Source organism: Escherichia sp. E2748, assembly GCF_005781125.1.
GTDB lineage: Bacteria > Pseudomonadota > Gammaproteobacteria > Enterobacterales > Enterobacteriaceae > Escherichia.
Genome location: NZ_VATP01000015.1, coordinates 21531 through 44034, shown reverse-complemented (window position 1 = coordinate 44034; position 22504 = coordinate 21531). Strand labels below are relative to the sequence as shown.

The following is a 22504-nucleotide window of genomic DNA, read 5'->3' as shown; positions in this document are numbered from 1 at the left end:
ATATATACCCAGCTTTTTGGCGGAGGGCGTTGCGCTTCTCCGCCCAACCTATTTTTACGCGGCGGTGCCAATGGACGTTTCTTACCTGCTCGATAGCCTTAATGACAAACAGCGCGAAGCGGTGGCCGCGCCACGCAGCAACCTTCTGGTGCTGGCGGGCGCGGGCAGTGGTAAGACGCGCGTACTGGTGCATCGTATCGCCTGGCTGATGAGCGTGGAAAACTGCTCGCCATACTCGATTATGGCGGTGACGTTTACCAACAAAGCGGCGGCGGAGATGCGTCATCGTATCGGGCAACTGATGGGCACCAGCCAGGGCGGCATGTGGGTCGGCACCTTCCACGGGCTGGCGCACCGCCTGCTGCGTGCGCACCACATGGACGCCAACCTGCCGCAGGATTTCCAGATCCTCGATAGTGAAGACCAGCTGCGCCTGCTTAAGCGTCTGATCAAGGCGATGAACCTCGACGAGAAGCAGTGGCCACCGCGCCAGGCAATGTGGTACATCAACAGCCAGAAAGATGAAGGGCTGCGCCCGCATCACATTCAGAGCTATGGTAACCCGGTGGAGCAGACCTGGCAGAAGGTGTATCAGGCGTATCAGGAAGCGTGTGACCGCGCGGGCCTGGTGGACTTCGCCGAGCTGCTGCTGCGCGCCCACGAACTGTGGCTTAACAAGCCGCATATCCTGCAACACTACCGCGAACGTTTTACCAACATCCTGGTGGACGAATTCCAGGATACCAACAACATTCAGTACGCGTGGATCCGCCTGCTGGCGGGCGACACTGGCAAGGTGATGATCGTCGGTGATGACGACCAGTCAATCTACGGCTGGCGCGGGGCGCAGGTCGAGAACATTCAGCGTTTCCTCAATGATTTCCCCGGTGCTGAAACTATCCGTCTGGAGCAGAACTACCGCTCTACCAGCAATATTCTGAGCGCCGCTAACGCCCTGATTGAAAACAACAACGGGCGTCTGGGTAAAAAACTGTGGACCGATGGCGCGGACGGCGAGCCGATTTCCCTCTATTGTGCCTTTAACGAACTCGATGAAGCGCGTTTTGTGGTTAACCGCATCAAAACCTGGCAGGACAACGGCGGGGCACTTGCCGAGTGCGCCATTCTCTACCGCAGCAACGCCCAGTCGCGTGTGCTGGAAGAGGCGTTATTGCAGGCGAGTATGCCGTACCGTATTTACGGCGGGATGCGCTTCTTCGAACGTCAGGAAATCAAAGATGCGCTCTCGTATCTGCGCCTGATTGCCAACCGCAACGACGACGCGGCCTTTGAGCGTGTGGTGAATACACCAACACGGGGTATTGGTGACCGGACGCTGGACGTGGTACGTCAGACATCGCGCGATCGCCAGTTAACACTCTGGCAGGCGTGCCGTGAACTGTTGCAGGAAAAAGCCCTCGCCGGACGTGCAGCCAGCGCCTTGCAACGGTTTATGGAATTAATCGACGCCTTAGCGCAGGAAACTGCCGATATGCCTCTACATGTACAGACTGACCGGGTAATTAAAGACTCCGGCCTGCGCACCATGTACGAGCAGGAGAAGGGCGAAAAAGGCCAGACGCGTATCGAAAACTTAGAGGAACTGGTGACGGCAACGCGCCAGTTCAGCTACAACGAAGAAGACGAAGATTTAATGCCTCTGCAGGCGTTCCTCTCCCATGCGGCACTGGAAGCAGGTGAAGGGCAGGCGGATACCTGGCAGGATGCGGTGCAGTTGATGACGCTACACTCGGCGAAAGGTCTGGAGTTTCCGCAGGTGTTTATCGTTGGTATGGAAGAGGGCATGTTCCCAAGCCAAATGTCGCTGGATGAAGGCGGGCGTCTGGAAGAAGAACGCCGTCTGGCCTACGTTGGCGTAACCCGCGCGATGCAGAAACTGACGCTGACCTACGCGGAAACTCGCCGTCTGTATGGCAAAGAGGTTTACCATCGCCCGTCGCGCTTTATTGGCGAGCTGCCGGAAGAGTGTGTGGAAGAGGTGCGCCTGCGCGCCACGGTAAGCCGCCCGGTCAGCCATCAGCGGATGGGGACGCCAATGGTCGAGAATGACAGCGGCTACAAACTCGGCCAGCGCGTGCGCCACGCCAAGTTTGGTGAAGGCACTATCGTCAATATGGAAGGCAGCGGCGAGCATAGCCGTTTGCAGGTGGCATTCCAGGGCCAGGGAATTAAATGGCTGGTGGCAGCTTACGCCCGGCTGGAGACGGTGTAATTTATGATTCCGTTGCGGGATGAGGTGCTGCGCACCTTATTCGGCCTACAGAAATGGCACCCGGTAGGCCGGATAAGGCGTTTACGCCGCATCCGGCATCAGCACCTTACTTAGCGCACTTCTTCACATTAATATTCCAGTCAGCACCAGACGCAACCTGATGTTTCTGCGCGAAATTATCCATATTCAGCGCCACGGAAACATTCAATAAGCTGTTCAGATAGACCATCGGCTGGCCTTCCGGCACATCGCCGAAGCTGGCGACATACGGCATTTTCCCTTCGTATTTTTTCTCGGAACCTTCGGAAATGGTCACACATAACGTATCGTTGAGTTTGATCCCCGCCTGATTCAACAACTCGTCGCTGATATTGCTCCAGACGTTACCGTACTGAATATCAAGAATCGGGATATTGCCCTTCACTTCACCTTTTGTCGCTTTCGCTTTCTGATAAGGCAGTTCGACAACTTTTGCAGGAAGCTCCGGCCCCACCTGCTCGAACGTGATCGCTCCGGAAGCCAGACGCGCACCGGTGTAGGCATATACATCGCGACCGTGGAAGGTATATGACTTTTCAGAACCTTTCAGGCGGTTGGTTTTTTCATCTATTTGCCGGACGCTCTCAATACCCAGCGATTCCGCCACCAAAGTGAGCGTACCGTTGTCTGGTGAAACGAAGTACTGACCGTTTTTGGTTTTCAGCACCACCGATTTACGGTCAGTGCCTACGCCCGGATCGACCACACTGACAAACACCGAACCTTGCGGCCAGTAACTGGCAGTCTGATACAGGCGATAAGCACCTTCCCAGATGTTATACGGTGGAATTTCGTGGGTTAAATCAAAGATTTTAAGATTATGGTCAACGCCGAAAGCGACGCCTTTCATCGCCGAGACGGCCCCATCTTTCAGGCTAAAATCCGTTTGTAAAATCAAAGCGTTATCCGCATAAGCGGACGATGATCCCAGACACGTTAATAAAAATAACGTTGCGAGCGTTTTTTTCATTTTTGTTTCCCTTCATTTATCTGATGATTTTCCTGCTGTGTAGCCAGCCCCAGTTTGTCTGGCCTCCTCGAGTGTACAATGCTTAACTTTTCCGCTCGACGGAAATCATGGTAACAAAAGGATAGCGTTGCCACGGGATTGCCCCGCCTTTCACATACATATGTGAAATCGTGCCATCAAGATAAAGCAGCTGCTCGACGTCCAGTTTCGCTTTGGCATAACAGGCAAAATCATAAAAATTTGTCGCCTGCTGGCTCAACAAAAACACAGCGTTCCCTTGTTTATTAATCCCCACACCGTTACGGATTTTGCGTGAGGCGACGTTGGGATGAATACGCGGATTAATTACGCCATTTTCCATCAGCATTGGCCCTGACTGCACCGCAAACTGAATCTCTTTACTGGCTTTAAAGGCATCCAAACGAACGATGCCGACTTTATTTCCCGCAACATAAAAAACGCCGCCAGGACGGATAAAGAAATTACCTTCCCCCGAGGCGAGATTTAACGCCACTTTCTGCTGACCGTTTTCGATGTACAAACCGAGCGGCGCATAGCTTTCATCATAGATGCCGCCGTTCATCACCATCTGAACCTGATCCTGATTATTAACATCAGCCAGCAGCGCATGTAACGTTCCCCACGCTTCGCCATTGGCTTTTTGCCAGTACATTTTCACCCGTTCGGTTTGAGGATTAACGGTATACGCCTGCACAGTCAGCGTTGGGTCAGAGAGTGCGCAGTCATCAGCAGCAACAGCAAACAAGGGGAGCAAGGTGAGAGCGAGAAAAATCCGTTTGAGATTCAAGGTGATCATTCCTTTACCAATGAGTAGCCGATGCGCCATTATAGGTCCTGGATGTGGGATTTTTTTATCCTGTTAATGACCTTGACGAGTACCAAAAAGCGCGAAGTTCAACTATTGTTCTGTGGTGTTCTGTTGCGTGTTGACGGCAAAATTTTGCTGGCGTAACATGCGCGCACGATCACTCTAAGAGGACATTCGCCTTGGACACACCCAGTAGATACTGGCTCATTATCCTGTCATCCAGGATCAACTCCTAAGGCTATCCCCTTTTGCTGATAGCCTTAGCGGTTGTCAGCGACCTCAATTTTCCCGTCGCGCTGAGTCAGGCTGTTTAATGGTCTGAAACCCAATTTGTTTCTGTGTGCCCACCGAACTGTCCGATATTTTAAGCATTGGGAGTCCCGGTCATGCTGAGCGCATTTCAACTGGAAAATAACCGACTGACCCGGCTGGAAGTCGAAGAGTCACAACCCCTTGTAAATGCAGTATGGATTGATCTTGTCGAACCGGATGACGACGAGCGACTGCGCGTACAATCTGAACTTGGCCAGAGCCTGGCAACTCGCCCGGAACTGGAAGACATCGAAGCATCGGCGCGTTTCTTTGAAGACGATGACGGCCTGCATATTCACTCCTTCTTCTTCTTTGAAGATGCGGAAGATCACGCCGGTAACTCTACTGTAGCATTTACCATCCGCGATGGTCGTCTGTTTACACTGCGTGAACGCGAGCTGCCTGCATTTCGTCTGTATCGTATGCGCGCCCGCAGCCAGTCGATGGTAGACGGTAACGCTTACGAGCTGCTGCTGGATCTGTTCGAAACCAAAATCGAACAGTTAGCGGATGAAATTGAAAACATCTACAGCGATCTGGAGCAACTGAGCCGGGTGATTATGGAAGGGCGTCAGGGCGATGAGTACGACGAGGCACTCTCCACATTGGCAGAACTGGAAGATATCGGCTGGAAAGTTCGCCTGTGTCTGATGGATACCCAGCGCGCGCTCAACTTCCTGGTACGTAAAGCACGCTTACCGGGTGGGCAACTGGAGCAGGCGCGTGAAATCCTGCGAGATATCGAATCCCTGCTGCCGCATAACGAATCCTTGTTCCAGAAGGTGAACTTCCTGATGCAGGCGGCGATGGGCTTTATCAACATCGAGCAGAACCGCATCATCAAGATCTTCTCGGTGGTATCCGTCGTGTTCCTGCCGCCAACGCTGGTTGCTTCCAGCTACGGGATGAACTTTGAGTTTATGCCAGAGTTGAAGTGGAGCTTCGGCTACCCGGCAGCGATTATCTTTATGATCCTCGCAGGCCTGGCACCGTATCTGTACTTTAAGCGCAAGAACTGGCTGTAAAAAGAAGGCGGTGGCTTAGCCTGGCTAAGCCACCTGTTATTCAAAGGCTCCAGGTATTTAACCCTTTTACTTCTTTCTCATAGAACCATTTGTTCGTGTTAACAGCAACATAGGCTGCTACGGCAATTCCCAGAATGTTAACGCCAATTAGTGCACCAACAAATAGAGATAGAATACCAAGTAATAGAACTATAATTGCTTTTTTCCATAATCCCAGGACAAATAAATATATCCAGGAACAGAAGAAAGCAATGAAATTCATTTGAATAGTTAAGCGTTGTCTTACTTTTAATGCTTTAAATGCTGCTTTATATTCTGGTGTTGCCCCCCAGAATCCAGGAAAACCATGTTGATCATAAAAATTAAATCGATATTTCCATTTTTCACTTAATGAACCATCGTTCATATATTCCTTACTCATAAATACTCCGTACTATTGTTTTGATGAATCAGTAGGTGCAAGCATTAGCATACTGAAAGTGGAAAAGTAGAAAATTAAAAAAATCATCGAACCATTGCCTGAACAGGCAAAATCTTCGGCTATCATTGTGATGATAGAGATGATATATACTGCTAATGTACCAAAAACATAAGTTTTTATATATATGAAACCACTATCACGGAGTCGTTGGCAATTCATATTGATGACGAGATAATGGAGTGCGATGGTAGAGACTATAACAAGAAAACCAGCTTCCCCATCGTTAAAAAAAACAATAAGAAAGGCAAAAATGAAATTTATTAAAATAAAGGAAAATATATATCGGCGTCTGGAAATCTTACCGTTCGATGTTGGGATAAACATACGTAACATAAATTTTACATCCTTGTGTGAGTCTCCTGTCAGCATGGCAATATGCCCACTCTCATGCAAGAGCAGGCATATTTTTTCAGAATATATTTATTTTTTATTTGGACGTTCTACGCTGCGTATAAATCGCATCCATCACAAAAATTGCCAGCGCCACCCAAATAAAGGCGAAAGTCACCATCTTATCGGCACCCGGTTTTTCACCATAAAACGTCACAGCCAGCAGGAACATCAGCGTCGGGCCAATGTACTGGAAAAAGCCTAACGTTGAGAGACGCAGGCGTGTCGCAGCGGCGGTAAAACACAACAGCGGTACGGTAGTGACAATACCGGCGGCGATCAGCAGTAAATTCAGCGACATAGGATTTTGCCCCATATGGCTGGTTGAGCTGTCGGCAATAGCAAACAGGTAAATCGCCGCCACGGGCAGCAGCCACATGGTTTCGATTAACATGCCGGTTTGCGCTTCAACGGCAATTTTCTTGCGTACCAGGCCGTAGAAGGCAAAACTAAACGCCAGCCCCAGCGCGATGATTGGCAGCGAACCAAAAGTCCACAGCTGGACCAACACGCCACATATCGCCAGAATCACCGCCAGCCATTGCATCCGGCGGAATCGCTCACCGAGGAAAATCATCCCCAGCACTATATTCACCAGCGGATTAATAAAGTACCCAAGACTGGCTTCCAGCATATGGTGGTTATTCACCGCCCAGATAAACAGTAGCCAGTTGCCGCCAATCAGCACGGCAGAGACTGCCAGCATAAAAATTTTCTGTGGCGTCTGAATCAGCGTCTTTAAATAGGACCACTGGCGGCAGATGCTCATCAGCACCACCATAAAGAAAAACGACCAGATCACGCGATGCGTCAGGATCTCATCGGCGGGCACGTAGTAAATCAGCTTGAAGTACGCTGGGGCGATACCCCAAATAAAATAAGCGGCAAGAGCGAGTAATACGCCCTGCCGCGTTTGTTTTGCATCCATTGGAAAACTCATTTTTTGTTGTTGATAGCAGTTGACCTGCTCAGTTTGCTGACAAAGTGTGCTTTGTTCATGCCGGATGCAGCGTTAACGCCTTATTCAGCCTACAAAACCATGCAAATTCAATATATTGCATTTCTCTGGTAGGCCTGATAAGCGTAGCGCATCAGGCAATTTTGCGTTTGTCATAAGTCTCAGCAGTTTACCTGCTTTTATGTATTCAACCTACCATATAGGTGGCGGTAGCACTGGCAATATAAAGCTGTTCTTCATTGTGCAGTTCAACGCGGGCGACGGCGACTTTATTACCCGCACGCAGCAGGCTACTGGTAGCTGTAAAACGCTCGCCTCTGCCTGGACGTAGATAATCGACGCGAAGATCAATTGTCCCCATCCGCGATAGCCGCTGGCGCAGTTCATCCTCACTGATGGTTTCGTGGCGGGTTAAGGTGCTACCTACACACACCAGACCCGCGGCGACGTCCAGCGCCGACGCAATGACCCCACCGTGCAAAATGCTTTGCGCCCAGTTACCAACCATCATCGGCTGATTTTTAAAGGCTAGCTGTGCAAATTCTTTTTCGTAACGCTCCAGCTCCATCCCCAATGCGCGGTTAAATGGCATGTGATAAACAAACATTTCACCCACTAATTTCAGGGCTTGTTCGGCGGTCAGTACGGCAGACATATCATCCTTACACTTCATTGGTTAATGAAATGTTGATTTTATGCGTCTTTGTTGTTGGTTTCTACTTTAGGAAGGGATAACTAACGGCAATTGAGTTAAGTATGTAAAATAGCCCGCAGAAAAAATATTCATCTAATCAATAATTCGTTACGGAGAACACGATCGATGCGGACTCTACTGGGCTGCTTGTTGCCGATGTGTATGCTGCCGATAGTGGCAAATGCGCAAGAGGCAACGGTGAAAGATGTGCATGACGCGCCAGCAGTACGTGGCAGCATTATCGCCAATATGTTGCAGGAGCATGACAATCCTTTCACCCTTTATCCTTACGACACCAACTACATCATCTACACCCAAACCAGCGATCTGAATAAAGAAGCTATTGCCAGTTACGACTGGGCAGAAAACGCGCGTAAGGATGAAGTAAAGTTCCAGTTGAGCCTGGCGTTTCCGCTGTGGCGGGGGATTTTGGGGCCAAACTCTGTACTGGGCGCTTCCTACACCCAGAAATCCTGGTGGCAGCTTTCTAATAGCGATGAGTCATCACCGTTTCGTGAAACCAACTATGAACCGCAATTGTTCCTCGGGTTCGCCACCGATTACAGCTTTGCAGGCTGGACGCTGCGCGATGTAGAGATGGGTTATAATCACGACTCTAACGGACGTTCTGACCCAACTTCCCGTAGTTGGAACCGTATCTACACCCGCCTGATGGCAGAGAACGGTAACTGGCTGGTAGAAGTGAAGCCGTGGTATGTCGTCGGTAATACGGACGATAACCCGGACATCACCAAATATATGGGTTACTACCAGCTTAAAATTGGTTATCACCTCGGTGATGCTGTGCTGAGCGCGAAAGGGCAGTACAACTGGAACACCGGTTATGGTGGTGCGGAGTTAGGCTTAAGCTACCCGATCACCAAACATGTGCGTCTTTATACCCAAGTCTACAGCGGCTATGGCGAATCGCTCATCGACTATAACTTTAACCAGACCCGCGTCGGTGTGGGAGTTATGTTAAACGACCTGTTCTGATGTGAGTTGATTGAAAGGCAAATCTGGAATCCAGCATCCAGGATTACCCTCTCAGAGACTAAAAGCATTGCAGTTTCTCGCGCAGGCGCTGAAAATAGCGCCTGTTTTTATTTCAGGCAATCGGGGTGAATGTGGCGCAGGCGGAAGTGTTGAATCTGGAGTCCGGAGCTAAGCAGGTTTTACAAGAAACCTTTGGCTACCAACAGTTTCGCCCTGGTCAGGAAGAGATTATCGACACCGTACTTTCCGGTCGCGATTGCCTGGTCGTCATGCCCACTGGTGGCGGAAAATCCCTTTGCTATCAAATTCCTGCCTTATTGCTAAACGGCCTTACCGTGGTTGTTTCACCGCTGATTTCGTTGATGAAAGATCAGGTGGATCAACTGCAAGCCAACGGCGTGGCGGCGGCGTGCCTTAACTCGACGCAAACCCGAGAGCAGCAACTTGAAGTGATGACAGGCTGCCGTACCGGGCAAATTCGTCTGCTCTATATCGCGCCGGAACGCCTGATGCTGGATAACTTCCTTGAGCATCTGGCGCACTGGAATCCGGTGTTATTAGCCGTTGATGAAGCGCACTGTATCTCCCAGTGGGGCCACGATTTCCGCCCGGAATATGCCGCGCTCGGTCAGCTGCGTCAGCGTTTTCCGACGCTGCCGTTTATGGCGCTAACCGCCACCGCCGACGACACCACGCGGCAGGATATCGTGCGCCTGCTGGGGCTGAACGATCCGCTAATTCAAATCAGTAGTTTTGACCGTCCGAATATTCGCTACATGCTGATGGAGAAGTTCAAACCGCTCGATCAGTTGATGCGTTACGTGCAGGAACAGCGGGGAAAGTCGGGCATTATCTACTGCAACAGTCGGGCGAAAGTAGAAGACACAGCCGCGCGTCTGCAAAGTAAAGGAATTAGCGCGGCGGCGTATCATGCCGGCCTGGAAAACGATGTTCGCGCCGATGTGCAGGAGAAATTCCAGCGCGATGACCTGCAAATTGTGGTGGCGACGGTGGCGTTCGGCATGGGCATCAACAAGCCGAACGTCCGCTTCGTGGTGCATTTTGATATTCCGCGCAATATCGAATCCTATTATCAGGAAACCGGTCGCGCCGGGCGTGATGGCCTGCCCGCGGAAGCGATGCTGTTTTACGATCCGGCTGATATGGCGTGGCTGCGCCGTTGTCTGGAAGAGAAGCCGCAAGGGCAATTGCAGGATATCGAGCGCCACAAACTCAATGCGATGGGCGCATTTGCCGAAGCGCAAACCTGCCGCCGTCTGGTGTTGCTGAACTATTTTGGCGAAGGTCGTCAGGAACCATGTGGTAACTGCGATATCTGCCTCGATCCGCCGAAACAGTACGATGGTTCGACCGATGCGCAGATTGCCCTTTCCACTATCGGTCGCGTAAATCAGCGGTTTGGGATGGGTTATGTGGTGGAAGTGATTCGTGGTGCTAATAACCAGCGTATCCGCGACTATGGTCATGACAAACTGAAAGTCTATGGTATGGGCCGTGATAAAAGTCATGAGCACTGGGTGAGCGTGATCCGCCAGCTGATTCACCTCGGCCTGGTGACGCAAAATATTGCCCAGCACTCCGCGTTACAGCTGACAGAAGCCGCTCGCCCGGTACTGCGTGGCGAATCCTCTTTGCAACTTGCCGTGCCGCGTATTGTGGCGCTCAAACCGAAAGCGATGCAGAAATCGTTCGGCGGCAACTATGACCGTAAACTGTTCGCTAAATTACGCAAACTGCGTAAATCGATTGCCGATGAAAGCAATGTCCCGCCGTACGTGGTGTTTAACGACGCAACCTTAATTGAGATGGCGGAACAGATGCCGATCACCGCCAGCGAAATGCTCAGCGTTAACGGCGTTGGGATGCGCAAGCTGGAACGCTTTGGTAAACCGTTTATGACGCTTATCCGCGCGCATGTTGACGGCGACGACGAAGAGTAGTCAGCGGCATAAAAAAGTGCCAGGATGAAGATTCCGTAAACGTTTTCCCCGCGAGTCAATTGTATGTTGATGTTATTCCTCACCGTTGCCATGGTGCACATCGTGGCGCTTATGAGCCCCGGTCCCGATTTCTTTTTTGTCTCTCAGACCGCCGTTAGTCGTTCCCGTAAAGAAGCGATGATGGGTGTGCTGGGCATTACCTGCGGCGTAATGGTTTGGGCTGGGATTGCGCTGCTTGGCCTGCATCTGATTATCGAAAAAATGGCCTGGCTGCATACGCTGATTATGGTAGGTGGTGGCCTGTATCTCTGCTGGATGGGTTATCAGATGCTGCGTAGTGCACTGAAAAAAGAGGTTGTTTCTGCACCTGCGCCACAGGTAGAACTGGCGAAAAGTGGGCGCAGTTTCCTGAAAGGTTTACTGACCAATCTCGCCAATCCGAAAGCGATTATCTACTTTGGCTCGGTGTTCTCGCTGTTTGTCGGCGATAACGTCGGCACCACCGAACGCTGGGGCATTTTCGCGCTGATTATTGTCGAAACGCTGGCATGGTTTACCGTCGTTGCCAGCCTGTTTGCCCTGCCGCAAATGCGCCGTGGTTATCAACGTCTGGCGAAGTGGATTGATGGTTTTGCCGGGGCATTATTTGCCGGATTTGGCATTCATTTGATTATTTCGCGTTGATGCCAGACGCGTCATCAGAGTAAGTCGGATAAGGCGTTTACGCCGCATCCGACATTATTTTTCAAGCGTGTCTCGCCGATGCCAACAGCGCTCCCACCAGCATAAACAGCGAGCCGAAAATCTTATTCAATGCCTTCATTTGTTTCGGCCCTTTTATCCATAACGCGATCCGTTGGGCGAGGGTGGCGTAACCGATCATCACAATAATATCGACCACAATGGTGGTGACGCCGAGCACGATATACTGCATAACTTGCGGCTGCTGCGGCATGATGAATTGCGGAAATAGCGCTGCCAGAAACACAATACTTTTGGGATTGGTGAGATTCACAAACACGGCCCGTTGGTACAGATGACGCCGTGATTGGGTCGGGGTCAGCGATTTAAGGTCAATTGCACCAGCGGCGCGCCACTGCTGGATCCCCAGCCAAATCAGGTAAGCCGCTCCCGCCCACTTCAACACTTCAAACGCAATCAATGAGCGGGAAAATAGCGTCCCCAATCCCACGCCAACCAGCACGATATGAATCGCCAGCCCGGTTTGCAAACCAGCAATAGACGCCACTGCACCACGATAACCGTGGTTAAGGGAAGTGGTCATGGTATTGATTGCGCCAGAGCCTGGCGACAAGCTTAAAATGATCGATGTCAGCAGGTAGGCAAACCACCATTCTAAAGTCATGATGAACTCCCGGTGTGTCTATTTTTGTGCCACAATACGCTACTGTCGCAGCGTTGTGTCAGGCACGCTTAAAAAAACGATTTTACGTGGTTTAAGAGGCTGATTACCCGATGTTTCAGCAGCAAAAAGACTGGGAAACAAGAGAAAAAGCGTTTGCTGCTTTTACCATGGGACCGCTGACTGATTTCTGGCGTCAGCGTGATGAAGCAGAGTTTACTGGTGTGGATGACATTCCGGTGCGCTTTGTCCGTTTTCGCGCGCAGCACCATGACCGGGTGGTCGTCATCTGTCCAGGGCGCATTGAGAGCTACGTAAAATATGCGGAACTGGCTTATGACCTGTTTCAACTGGGGTTTGACGTATTAATCATCGACCATCGCGGGCAAGGGCGTTCTGGTCGTCTGTTAGCCGATCCACATCTCGGCCATGTTAATCGCTTTGATGATTATGTTGATGATTTGGCGGCGTTCTGGCAACAAGAGGTCCAGCCAGGTCCGTGGCGTAAACGCTATATACTGGCCCACTCGATGGGCGGCGCAATCTCCACTCTGTTCCTGCAACGCCATCCTGGCGTGTGCGATGCCATTGCACTGACCGCGCCAATGTTTGGTATTGTGATTCGCATGCCGTCATTTATGGCGCGGCAGATCCTAAACTGGGCCGAAGCGCACCCACGTTTTCGCGATGGCTATGCGATAGGCACCGGGCGCTGGCGCGCCTTGCCGTTTACCATCAACGTGCTTACCCACAGCAGGCAGCGATATCGGCGCAATCTACGCTTCTATGCTGATGACCCAACGATTCGTGTCGGCGGGCCGACATACCATTGGGTACGCGAAAGTATTCTGGCCGGAGAACAGGTGTTAGCCGGAGCAGGTGATGACGCCACGCCAACGCTTCTCTTGCAGGCTGAAGAAGAGCGCGTGGTGGATAACCGCATGCACGACCGTTTTTGTGAACTTCGCGCCGCTGCGGGCCACCCTGTAGAAGGAGGTCGACCGTTGGTAATTAAAGGTGCGTACCACGAGATCCTTTTTGAAAAGGACGCAATGCGCTCAGTCGCGCTCCACGCCATCGTTGATTTTTTCAACAGGCATAACTCACCCAGCGGAAACCGCTCTACAGAGGTTTAAATTTCTTATGTACCAGGTTGTTGCGTCTGATTTAGATGGCACGTTACTTTCTCCCGACCATACGTTATCCCCTTACGCCAAAGAAACTCTGAAGCTGCTCACCGCGCGCGGCATCAACTTTGTGTTTGCGACTGGTCGCCACCACGTTGATGTGGGGCAAATTCGCGATAATCTGGAGATTAAGTCTTACATGATTACCTCCAATGGCGCGCGCGTTCACGATCTGGATGGCAATCTGGTTTTTGCTCATAACCTGGATCGCGACATTGCCAGTGACCTGTTTGGCGTAGTCAACGACAATCCGGACATCATTACTAACGTTTATCGCGACGACGAATGGTTTATGAATCGCCACCGCCCGGAAGAGATGCGCTTTTTTAAAGAAGCGGTATTCAAATATGCGCTGTATGAGCCGGGGTTGCTGGAACCAGAAGGTGTCAGCAAAGTGTTCTTCACCAGTGATTCCCATGAAAAACTTCTGCCACTGGAGCAAGCGATTAACGCTCGCTGGGGCGATCGCGTCAATGTCAGTTTCTCTACCTTAACCTGCCTGGAAGTCATGGCTGGCGGCGTTTCAAAAGGCCATGCCCTGGAAGCGGTAGCGAAGAAACTGGGCTACAGCCTGCAAGATTGTATTGCCTTTGGCGATGGAATGAACGATGCCGAAATGCTGTCGATGGCGGGTAAAGGCTGCATTATGGGCAGCGCACATCAACGGCTGAAAGATCTGCATCCAGAGCTGGAAGTGATTGGTACTAACGCCGAAGACGCAGTGCCGCATTATCTGCGTAAGCTCTATTTATCGTAATCGTTCTTTATTTGGTCAGTTGTCAACCTGATACTTCGCTACAATGGATACTCGTTAATCAAAGAGTTTTCCATTGTGGCGCTACTTATCATCACCACGATTCTGTGGGCCTTCTCCTTTAGCTTTTATGGCGAGTACCTTGCGGGCCACGTCGATAGCTATTTTGCGGTGCTGGTGCGCGTTGGCCTGGCGGCACTCGTTTTTCTGCCGTTTCTGCGTACCCGTGGCAATAGCCTGAAAACGGTCGGCCTGTATATGCTGGTGGGCGCGATGCAGCTTGGCGTGATGTATATGCTGAGTTTCCGTGCTTACCTCTACCTGACGGTCTCCGAACTGTTGCTGTTCACCGTGCTGACGCCGCTCTACATCACGCTGATTTATGACATCATGAGCAAGCGCCGCCTGCGCTGGGGCTATGCCTTTAGCGCCTTGCTGGCGGTGATTGGCGCCGGAATTATTCGCTACGATCAGGTCACCGACCATTTCTGGACGGGCCTGCTGCTGGTACAACTCTCCAATATCACTTTTGCCATTGGTATGGTGGGCTATAAACGCCTGATGGAAACTCGCCCGATGCCGCAGCATAACGCCTTTGCGTGGTTCTATCTTGGCGCGTTCCTGGTGGCAGTGATTGCATGGTTCTTGCTGGGAAATGCGCAGAAAATGCCGCAAACCACGTTGCAATGGGGCATTCTGGTGTTTCTTGGCGTGGTGGCTTCCGGGATTGGCTACTTTATGTGGAACTACGGCGCGACGCAGGTGGACGCCGGAACGCTGGGCATTATGAATAATATGCACGTTCCGGCAGGGCTGCTGGTAAACCTGGCTATCTGGCACCAACAGCCGCACTGGCCAACGTTTATTACAGGCGCGCTGGTGATCCTGGCCTCACTGTGGGTGCATCGTAAGTGGGTCGCTCCGCGCTCTTCACAAACGGCAGATGATCGCAGGCGTGATTGCGCGCTGAACGAATAAACGCTTCTGTAATCGGCTGACGCTGCTCGCCATCGCGCACGGCGGCGTACAGTCGGCTCCACAAGCCTTCGCCCAGGGTTTTGGTGACCACCAGACCCTGGCGTTCAAAACTCTCCACTACCCAATGCGGTAGTGCGGCAATACCCATCCGTGCGGCAACCATCTGAATCAACAATAAGGTGTTATCGACGCTTTTCAGTGACGGGCTGACGCCTGCTGGCTGAAGAAAATGCCGCCAGACATCCAGTCGGCTACGCTGCACCGGATAAATCAACAGCGTTTCGCTGGCGAGATCTTCCGGTGTAATACGCGTTTTTGCCGCCAGTGGATGGTCAGGTGCTAACACCAGGCGTACTTCATAATCGAACATCGGCGAATAATGCAGGCCACTGCGCGGCAGAATATCGGACGTCATCACCAGATCCAGCTCGCCCTGTTGCAACGCGGGCTGCGGGTCAAACGTTACTCCTGATTTAAAATCCATCTCCACCTGCGGCCAGTTCTTATGGAAATTTTCTAACGCAGGCGTCAGCCACTGAATACAGCTGTGGCACTCGATGGCGATGCGCAGGCGTGTCTGCTGCGGTTCATTACAGGCTTGCAGTGCCTGGCTGATTTGCGGCAGTACCTGGTTTGCCAGTTGTAGCAGGATTTCTCCCTGCGGTGTAAAGCGAAGCGGCTGGCTTTTACGCACGAATAGCCGGAAGCCAAGACGTTGTTCCAGATCGCTAAACTGGTGAGACAGGGCGGATTGCGTCTGATGCAACGTCGCCGCAGCGGCTGCGAGCGAGCCGCAGTTCCGCAACGCTTGTAGCGTTTTCAGGTGTTTTACTTCGATCATGAAAGTCCTTCACTTCGGCATGAATAATTTGCGCTTGAGGAATATACAGTAACTGGCAAATATGGATGTGTAAACATCTGGACGTCTAAATACTAAAAATTCCACAAGGGGCATATAATGACAATTCTTAATCACACCCTCGGTTTTCCTCGCGTTGGCCTGCGTCGCGAGCTGAAAAAAGCGCAAGAAAGTTATTGGGCGGGGAACTCCACGCGTGAAGAACTGCTGGCAGTAGGGCGTGAATTGCGTGCTCGTCACTGGGATCAACAAAAGCAAGCGGGTATCGACCTGCTGCCGGTGGGCGATTTTGCCTGGTACGATCATGTTCTGACCACCAGCCTGCTGCTGGGTAACGTTCCGGCGCGTCACCAGAACAAAGATGGTTCGGTAGATATCGACACCCTGTTCCGTATTGGTCGTGGACGTGCGCCGACTGGCGAACCTGCGGCGGCAGCGGAAATGACCAAATGGTTTAACACCAACTATCACTACATGGTGCCGGAGTTCGTAAAAGGCCAACAGTTCAAACTGACCTGGACGCAGCTGCTGGAGGAAGTGGACGAGGCGCTGGCGCTGGGCCACAAGGTGAAACCTGTGCTGCTGGGGCCGATTACCTACCTGTGGCTGGGGAAAGTGAAAGGTGAACAGTTTGACCGCCTGAGCCTGCTGAACGACATTCTGCCGGTTTATCAGCAAGTGCTGGCAGAACTGGCAAAACGCGGCATTGAGTGGGTACAGATCGACGAACCAGCTCTGGTACTGGAACTGCCGCAGGCGTGGCTGGATGCATACAAACCCGCTTACGACGCGCTCCAGGGCCAGGTGAAACTGCTGCTGACTACCTATTTTGAAGGCGTCACACCAAACCTCGACACGATTACTGCGCTGCCTGTTCAGGGGCTGCATGTTGACCTCGTGCATGGCAAAGATGACGTTGTTGAACTGCACAAGCGTTTGCCTTCTGACTGGCTGCTGTCTGCTGGTCTTATCAATGGTCGTAACGTCTGGCGCGCCGATCTTACCGAGAAATATGCACAAGTTAAGGATATCGTCGGCAAACGTGATTTGTGGGTAGCTTCTTCCTGCTCACTGCTGCACAGCCCCATCGACCTGAGCGTGGAAACGCGTCTTGATGCAGAAGTGAAAAGCTGGTTTGCCTTCGCCCTGCAAAAATGCCATGAACTGGCGCTGCTGCGCGATGCGCTGAACAGTAGTGACACGGCAGCTCTGGCAGAGTGGAGCGCCCCGATTCAGGCGCGCCGCCAATCTACCCGTGTACATAATCCGGCGGTAGAAAAACGTCTGGCGGCGATCACCGCCCAGGACAGTCAGCGTGCTAATGTCTATGAAGTGCGTGCCGAAGCCCAGCGTGCGCGTTTTAAACTGCCCGCGTGGCCGACCACCACGATTGGTTCCTTCCCGCAAACCACGGAAATTCGTACCCTGCGTCTGGATTTCAAAAAGGGCAATCTTGACGCCAATAACTACCGCACGGGCATTGCGGAACATATCAAGCAGGCCATTGTTGAGCAGGAACGTTTGGGACTGGATGTGTTGGTACATGGCGAGGCCGAGCGTAACGACATGGTGGAATACTTTGGTGAGCATCTCGACGGTTTTGTCTTTACGCAAAACGGTTGGGTACAGAGCTACGGTTCCCGCTGCGTGAAGCCACCGATTGTTATTGGTGACGTTAGCCGCCCGGCACCGATTACCGTGGAGTGGGCATCGTTCGCGCAATCGCTGACTGATAAACCGGTGAAAGGGATGCTGACGGGCCCGGTGACGATTCTCTGCTGGTCGTTCCCGCGTGAAGATGTCAGCCGTGAAACCATCGCCAAACAAATTGCGCTGGCGCTGCGTGATGAAGTGGCGGACCTGGAAGCGGCAGGGATTGGTATCATCCAGATTGACGAACCGGCACTGCGCGAAGGTTTACCGCTGCGTCGCAGCGACTGGGATGCTTATCTCCAGTGGGGCGTGGAGGCTTTCCGTATCAACGCCGCCGTAGCGAAAGATGAAACGCAAATCCACACTCACATGTGTTATTGCGAGTTCAACGACATCATGGATTCGATTGCGGCGCTGGATGCAGACGTCATTACCATTGAAACTTCGCGTTCCGACATGGAGTTGCTGGAGTCGTTTGAAGAGTTTGATTATCCGAATGAAATTGGCCCAGGCGTCTATGACATTCACTCGCCAAACGTACCGAGTGTGGAATGGATTGAAGCCTTGCTGAAGAAAGCGGCAAAACGCATTCCGGCAGAGCGTCTGTGGGTCAACCCGGACTGCGGCCTGAAAACGCGTGGCTGGCCAGAAACCCGCGCCGCGCTGGCAAACATGGTGCAGGCGGCGCAGAATTTGCGTCGGGGGTAAATCCAAACCGGGTGGTAATACCACCCGGTCTTTTCTCATTACAGCGACTTCTTGCCACCATACTGCCTGAACCATTCCAGCATTCGCTGCCAGCCGTCTTTCGCTGACTCGGCATGATAGCTCGGACGATAATCGGCGTTGAATGCATGTCCTGCATCCGGGTAAACGATAATCTCTGCTTTCGCGTTTGCTGCCCGCAGCGCCTGGCGCATCGTTTCCACGCTCTCCTGCGGAATGCTGTTATCCTGGCCGCCATATAAGCCGAGAACAGGAGCGTTAAGATCGGTTGCGATATCAACAGGTTGTTTCGGTGAATTCAGTGACTTATCGCCCGTCAGTTTGCCGTACCACGCCACTGCGGCTTTTAACTGTGGATTATGCGCGGCATACAGCCAGGTGATGCGTCCGCCCCAGCAAAATCCGGTGATCATTAAACGATGGACATCGCCGCCGTTGCGTGACGCCCAACTGGCAACATGATCGAGATCGGCCAATACCTGTGAGTCAGGTACTTTTGCCACCAGACCACTTAGCAGCGTTGGGATATCGGCGAAATCATTCGGATCGCCTTCGCGGAAATAGAGTTCTGGTGCGATAGCCAGATACCCCTCCAGCGCCAGACGGCGACAAATATCGCGGATATGTTCATGCACGCCAAAAATTTCTTGCACTACAATGACCACTGGCAGTGGGCCATCGCTCTGCTTTGGGCGAGCATGGTAAGCAGGCATGTTATCCCCTTGTGAAGGGATAGAGGTGAACCCTGCCACAATCGCATCTTCCGGGGTCTGAACGATGGTCGAGGCGAGGGGCGATGCAGCAGGTGCAAATCCAGATTGTTGTGTTGTTGCCATGGTATTCTCCGTACCCTTATAAAAATTTTGCGCAATGTTAACTATAGTCAGCATGCAACAAATCACATTGCCTGAATCGGCTCATCTTTTATGCAACAACACACGGTAAAGAGTTATTTATGTGATTTAAATCACTTTTATCAGGTAAATGCATGCAACACATTTGCGTCATGGTGATGGGTGTCACGAAAAAATGTTAAATCCTTCGGTAAAGTGTCTTTTTGCTTCTTCTGACTAAACCGATTCACAGAGGAGTTGTATATGTCCAAGTCTGATGTTTTTCATCTCGGCCTCACTAAAAACGATTTACAAGGGGCTACGCTTGCCATCGTCCCTGGCGACCCGGATCGTGTGGAAAAGATCGCCGCGCTGATGGATAAGCCGGTTAAGCTGGCATCTCACCGCGAATTCACCACCTGGCGCGCAGAGCTGGATGGTAAACCTGTTATTGTCTGCTCTACCGGTATCGGCGGTCCGTCTACTTCTATTGCTGTTGAAGAGCTGGCACAGCTGGGCATTCGCACTTTCCTGCGTATCGGTACGACGGGGGCTATTCAGCCGCATATTAATGTTGGTGATGTCCTGGTTACCACGGCGTCTGTTCGTCTGGATGGCGCGAGCCTGCACTTCGCTCCGCTGGAGTTCCCGGCTGTCGCTGATTTCGAATGTACGACTGCACTGGTAGAAGCCGCGAAATCCATTGGCGCGACCACCCACATTGGTGTGACTGCTTCTTCTGACACCTTCTACCCGGGCCAGGAGCGTTACGATACTTACTCTGGTCGTGTTGTGCGCCACTTTAAAGGCTCGATGGAAGAGTGGCAGGCGATGGGCGTAATGAACTATGAAATGGAATCTGCAACCCTGCTGACTATGTGTGCAAGTCAGGGCCTGCGCGCGGGTATGGTGGCGGGCGTTATCGTTAACCGCACCCAGCAAGAGATCCCGAACGCCGAGACGATGAAACAAACCGAAAGCCATGCGGTGAAAATCGTAGTGGAAGCGGCGCGTCGTCTGCTGAAATAAAAAAATGCTCCCTGGCTTAGGGGAGCATTCCGATTGTTGTTAACGTGTGCTTTGTTCATGCCGGATGCGGCGTGAACGCCTTATCCTGGCCTACAAAAGCATGCAAATTCAATACATTGCATTTCTGTGGTAGGCCTGATAAGCGCAGCGCATCAGGCAATTTAGCGTTTGTCATCAGTCTCATACTCCCCGACTTCGGAGAGCGATATCTGTTACTGACGCCGTAAGCGCATAATTTTGCGGATTATTGGCGTCAGCAGCGTAAAGGCTGCCAGAGTCAGCAATGCCAGGGTGATCGGTCGGGTATACAGAAAGTCGAGTGACCCACCCGAAAGCGACAGCGCCCGGCGAAAATTACTTTCTGCCATTGGCCCCATAATCAATGCCAGGACCACTGGCGACGCCGGATATCCCCCTTTCTGCATGAAATAGCCCACTACGCCCGCAATCAGCATAATGCCGACATCAAACAGGCTATTGTTCAGCGCATAAGTCCCAACAACACAAAGCGCGAGGATCATCGGCGTGAGAATATTGCCGGGGATTTTCACCACGTTGCCGATGACTTTCAAAGAGAGCAGCCCAAGCACTAGCAGCATGAAGTAACAGAAGATCATGCCGACAAACAGCGTATAAACCATATCGCCGTGGTCGGTAAACATCAGTGGACCTGGCTGCATCCCTTGTAACGTTAACGCGCCCAGCATGATGGCGGTTACCGCATCGCCAGGGATCCCTAGCGTCAGCATAGGTAACAAGGCGCCACCGGTGCAGCCATTCGCGCCTGCCTCACAGGAGGCCACCGCCTTAATCTCACCCTTACCAAAGTTTTCAGGCGTCTTACTGAAACGACGAGTTTCGTTATAGGCAACAAAAGCTGCAATATCCGCTCCCGCACCGGGGATCATGCCGATAAAAACCCCTAATCCTGATGAGCGCAAAATGGTTAATGCGATGCGACGTAGCGTTTGCCAGGGCAGTAACAGACTGCCGATAGCCACCTTCGCGCCCTGACGAATTTGCTGGTTTTGCTCCATAGAGCGGAATGCCTCTGAAGCAGCAAATAAACCAATCATCACCGGGATAAATGGCACATTCATCAGCTCCACAAATCCACCTGTAAACCGTGGAAAACCGCCCATTGGATCCAGGCCTATCGTTGCGATCAGCAATCCGCCAACTCCGGCAATCAGTCCTTTAATCAACGACTCGCCGGAAATACTGGCAATAATACTCAGCCCGAAGGTTGCCAGGGCGAAGGACTCTGAAGCACTAAACTTCAACGCCCAACTGGCAAGTACCGGAGAGAGAAACATCAGCACAATAATGCTGATTGTTCCGCCGCTAAAGGAAGAGAACGTGGCGGCACTCAACGCCAGCCCGGCTTTTCCCTGCTTCGTCAGCTCATAACCGTCAATTGCGGTGGCTGCGGCTGCGGGTGTGCCTGGAATTTTGAGCAAAATTGCGGTGATAGAACCGCCATAGACGCCGCCAAAAAAGACGCCGCAAATCATCAACAAGCCAGAAACAGGCTCCATGCCGTAGGTGAAAGGCAGTAAAATCGCCACCCCCATGGTCGCTGTTAAACCGGGCAGGGCGCCAATCACAATACCCAGCATCACCCCAAACGTGGCAAACAGCAGCGCCTGAGGATTACTGAGTAATGTCGAAAAACCCTGAGTTAAAAGTTCACTTTCAAACATTGCCGGCCCCTGTTATTCGAAAAATGTGCCGACAGGCAATGGCACCTGTAACGCTTCGACGAACAGCAACCAGAGGATTGCCGTTAACAAGAGCGCAATACCCGGTGTGAGTACCCATCGCCTGTAGCCCATCAACGTCATAATGACGATGAGGAAAACAGGAGTAGTAATGAGATAACCGCAGTAGCTCATCGCCACAATATAAAACGCGGTTGCCGCAATTCCCGTTGCCGTTTTCCTGAATGCCGGTTTTTCCTGTGCGTTGGCGCAAGATTCTGGTTTTGCCAGCAAAAGATCGCGTATCACCAGCAAGACAGCGAGCACAATCAGGGCGCAGGCATAGAAGGTAGGGAAGGCACTTGCACCGGGATCCGTTTCAATGGCAGTTGCTGGAAAATCAGCGGCATTAATCATCACTGTGCCAGCAACTACGCAAAGTAACAGCGCCACCACCACGGTGGATGAAAGGCGCTTGCGGTGCGGTACGGCGAGTTGAGCAACAGACTGTTTTGTGTTCATCGACCGTACCTC

General features: G+C 52.0%; 22 protein-coding genes. 11 read left to right on the top strand and 11 right to left on the bottom strand.

The annotated features are described in order from the left end of the window. Nucleotides 1-70 precede the first annotated feature (70 nt). Nucleotides 71-2233, top strand: coding sequence for a DNA helicase II (gene uvrD / locus FEK42_RS13420; RefSeq protein WP_000383407.1), 2163 nt, complete (start codon nucleotides 71-73; stop codon nucleotides 2231-2233). A 106-nt stretch (nucleotides 2234-2339) separates the two neighbouring features. Here the strand turns inward: uvrD and FEK42_RS13415 are convergent, their stop codons facing one another. Together FEK42_RS13415 and FEK42_RS13410 are read right to left on the bottom strand one after the other, a co-directional pair. Then, complete coding sequence (locus FEK42_RS13415; protein ID WP_135493186.1) at nucleotides 2340-3242, bottom strand: S-adenosyl-l-methionine hydroxide adenosyltransferase family protein; 903 nt, start codon at nucleotides 3240-3242, stop codon at nucleotides 2340-2342. 82 nt (nucleotides 3243-3324) lie between these two features. Continuing rightward, nucleotides 3325-4089 carry a phosphodiester glycosidase family protein gene (locus FEK42_RS13410; protein WP_130209434.1) on the bottom strand — a complete coding sequence of 255 codons (765 nt, stop codon included), beginning with the start codon at nucleotides 4087-4089 and terminating at the stop codon, nucleotides 3325-3327. Between the two features lie 161 nt (nucleotides 4090-4250). Here FEK42_RS13410 and ysgD point away from each other — a divergent pair, with 161 nt between their 5' ends. Both ysgD and corA read left to right on the top strand, forming a co-directional pair. Further along, a complete protein-coding gene (ysgD, locus tag FEK42_RS23035) occupies nucleotides 4251-4307 on the top strand; it encodes a YsgD/CorL family protein (protein WP_212723238.1) in 57 nt (18 codons plus the stop codon). A 150-nt stretch (nucleotides 4308-4457) separates the two neighbouring features. After that, entirely contained in the window at nucleotides 4458-5408 is a 951-nt protein-coding gene (corA, locus tag FEK42_RS13405; RefSeq protein WP_130209436.1) for a magnesium/cobalt transporter CorA, read from the top strand. Between the two features lie 40 nt (nucleotides 5409-5448). Here corA and FEK42_RS13400 read toward each other — a convergent pair whose 3' ends face one another. From FEK42_RS13400 to yigI, 4 genes are all read right to left on the bottom strand, one after another. After that, on the bottom strand, nucleotides 5449-5829 hold the full coding sequence (locus tag FEK42_RS13400) for a DUF2628 domain-containing protein (protein WP_000032581.1): 381 nt from the start codon (nucleotides 5827-5829) through the stop codon (nucleotides 5449-5451). A gap of 12 nt (nucleotides 5830-5841) precedes the next feature. Beyond that, nucleotides 5842-6222 carry a protein YigG gene (yigG, locus tag FEK42_RS13395; RefSeq protein WP_276606394.1) on the bottom strand — a complete coding sequence of 127 codons (381 nt, stop codon included), beginning with the start codon at nucleotides 6220-6222 and terminating at the stop codon, nucleotides 5842-5844. Between the two features lie 94 nt (nucleotides 6223-6316). Continuing rightward, nucleotides 6317-7207 carry an EamA family transporter RarD gene (gene rarD, locus FEK42_RS13390; RefSeq protein WP_000339104.1) on the bottom strand — a complete coding sequence of 297 codons (891 nt, stop codon included), beginning with the start codon at nucleotides 7205-7207 and terminating at the stop codon, nucleotides 6317-6319. A gap of 217 nt (nucleotides 7208-7424) precedes the next feature. Then, complete coding sequence (gene yigI, locus FEK42_RS13385; protein ID WP_001277142.1) at nucleotides 7425-7892, bottom strand: acyl-CoA thioesterase YigI; 468 nt, start codon at nucleotides 7890-7892, stop codon at nucleotides 7425-7427. A gap of 165 nt (nucleotides 7893-8057) precedes the next feature. Between yigI and pldA the strand changes: the two genes are divergently transcribed. The 3 genes from pldA to rhtC all read left to right on the top strand — a co-directional run bounded on the left by pldA (nucleotide 8058) and on the right by rhtC (nucleotide 11572). Beyond that, nucleotides 8058-8927: a phospholipase A gene (gene pldA / locus FEK42_RS13380; RefSeq protein ID WP_130223375.1), complete on the top strand. Its 870-nt coding sequence runs from the start codon at nucleotides 8058-8060 to the stop codon at nucleotides 8925-8927. 131 nt (nucleotides 8928-9058) lie between these two features. Then, nucleotides 9059-10888 carry an ATP-dependent DNA helicase RecQ gene (gene recQ / locus FEK42_RS13375; RefSeq protein WP_130209494.1) on the top strand — a complete coding sequence of 610 codons (1830 nt, stop codon included), beginning with the start codon at nucleotides 9059-9061 and terminating at the stop codon, nucleotides 10886-10888. Nucleotides 10889-10951: 63 nt separating this feature from the next. Next, a complete protein-coding gene (gene rhtC, locus FEK42_RS13370) occupies nucleotides 10952-11572 on the top strand; it encodes a threonine export protein RhtC (protein ID WP_000928845.1) in 621 nt (206 codons plus the stop codon). Between the two features lie 61 nt (nucleotides 11573-11633). Here the strand turns inward: rhtC and rhtB are convergent, their stop codons facing one another. Beyond that, on the bottom strand, nucleotides 11634-12254 hold the full coding sequence (rhtB, locus tag FEK42_RS13365) for a homoserine/homoserine lactone efflux protein (protein WP_130209442.1): 621 nt from the start codon (nucleotides 12252-12254) through the stop codon (nucleotides 11634-11636). Nucleotides 12255-12364: 110 nt separating this feature from the next. Here rhtB and pldB point away from each other — a divergent pair, with 110 nt between their 5' ends. The 3 genes from pldB to bioP all read left to right on the top strand — a co-directional run bounded on the left by pldB (nucleotide 12365) and on the right by bioP (nucleotide 15170). Then, entirely contained in the window at nucleotides 12365-13387 is a 1023-nt protein-coding gene (gene pldB / locus FEK42_RS13360) for a lysophospholipase L2 (RefSeq protein ID WP_130209444.1), read from the top strand. Between the two features lie 7 nt (nucleotides 13388-13394). Beyond that, complete coding sequence (gene yigL, locus FEK42_RS13355) at nucleotides 13395-14195, top strand: sugar/pyridoxal phosphate phosphatase YigL (RefSeq protein WP_130209446.1); 801 nt, start codon at nucleotides 13395-13397, stop codon at nucleotides 14193-14195. A gap of 75 nt (nucleotides 14196-14270) precedes the next feature. Further along, nucleotides 14271-15170: a biotin transporter gene (gene bioP, locus FEK42_RS13350; protein WP_001196237.1), complete on the top strand. Its 900-nt coding sequence runs from the start codon at nucleotides 14271-14273 to the stop codon at nucleotides 15168-15170. On the opposite strand, the gene metR is transcribed toward bioP, so the two are convergent. Further along, on the bottom strand, nucleotides 15058-16011 hold the full coding sequence (metR, locus tag FEK42_RS13345; protein WP_000573618.1) for an HTH-type transcriptional regulator MetR: 954 nt from the start codon (nucleotides 16009-16011) through the stop codon (nucleotides 15058-15060). The genes bioP and metR overlap by 113 nt on opposite strands. Before the next feature lie 117 nt (nucleotides 16012-16128). On the opposite strand from metR, the gene metE reads away from it, so the two are divergent. Beyond that, a complete protein-coding gene (gene metE / locus FEK42_RS13340) occupies nucleotides 16129-18390 on the top strand; it encodes a 5-methyltetrahydropteroyltriglutamate--homocysteine S-methyltransferase (protein WP_138211857.1) in 2262 nt (753 codons plus the stop codon). 38 nt (nucleotides 18391-18428) lie between these two features. Here metE and FEK42_RS13335 read toward each other — a convergent pair whose 3' ends face one another. Further along, nucleotides 18429-19244, bottom strand: a complete 816-nt coding sequence (locus FEK42_RS13335) for a dienelactone hydrolase family protein (RefSeq protein WP_130209450.1) — start codon at nucleotides 19242-19244, stop codon at nucleotides 18429-18431. 261 nt (nucleotides 19245-19505) lie between these two features. Here FEK42_RS13335 and udp point away from each other — a divergent pair, with 261 nt between their 5' ends. Further along, nucleotides 19506-20270 (top strand): uridine phosphorylase, encoded by a 765-nt coding sequence (udp, locus tag FEK42_RS13330; protein WP_130209452.1) that lies wholly within the window; start codon nucleotides 19506-19508, stop codon nucleotides 20268-20270. Nucleotides 20271-20482: 212 nt separating this feature from the next. Here the strand turns inward: udp and FEK42_RS13325 are convergent, their stop codons facing one another. Both FEK42_RS13325 and FEK42_RS13320 read right to left on the bottom strand, forming a co-directional pair. Beyond that, nucleotides 20483-21973, bottom strand: a complete 1491-nt coding sequence (locus FEK42_RS13325; protein WP_130223361.1) for a tripartite tricarboxylate transporter permease — start codon at nucleotides 21971-21973, stop codon at nucleotides 20483-20485. Nucleotides 21974-21985: 12 nt separating this feature from the next. After that, nucleotides 21986-22492: a tripartite tricarboxylate transporter TctB family protein gene (locus tag FEK42_RS13320; protein WP_130209456.1), complete on the bottom strand. Its 507-nt coding sequence runs from the start codon at nucleotides 22490-22492 to the stop codon at nucleotides 21986-21988. Between the last annotated feature and the right edge of the window lie 12 nt (nucleotides 22493-22504).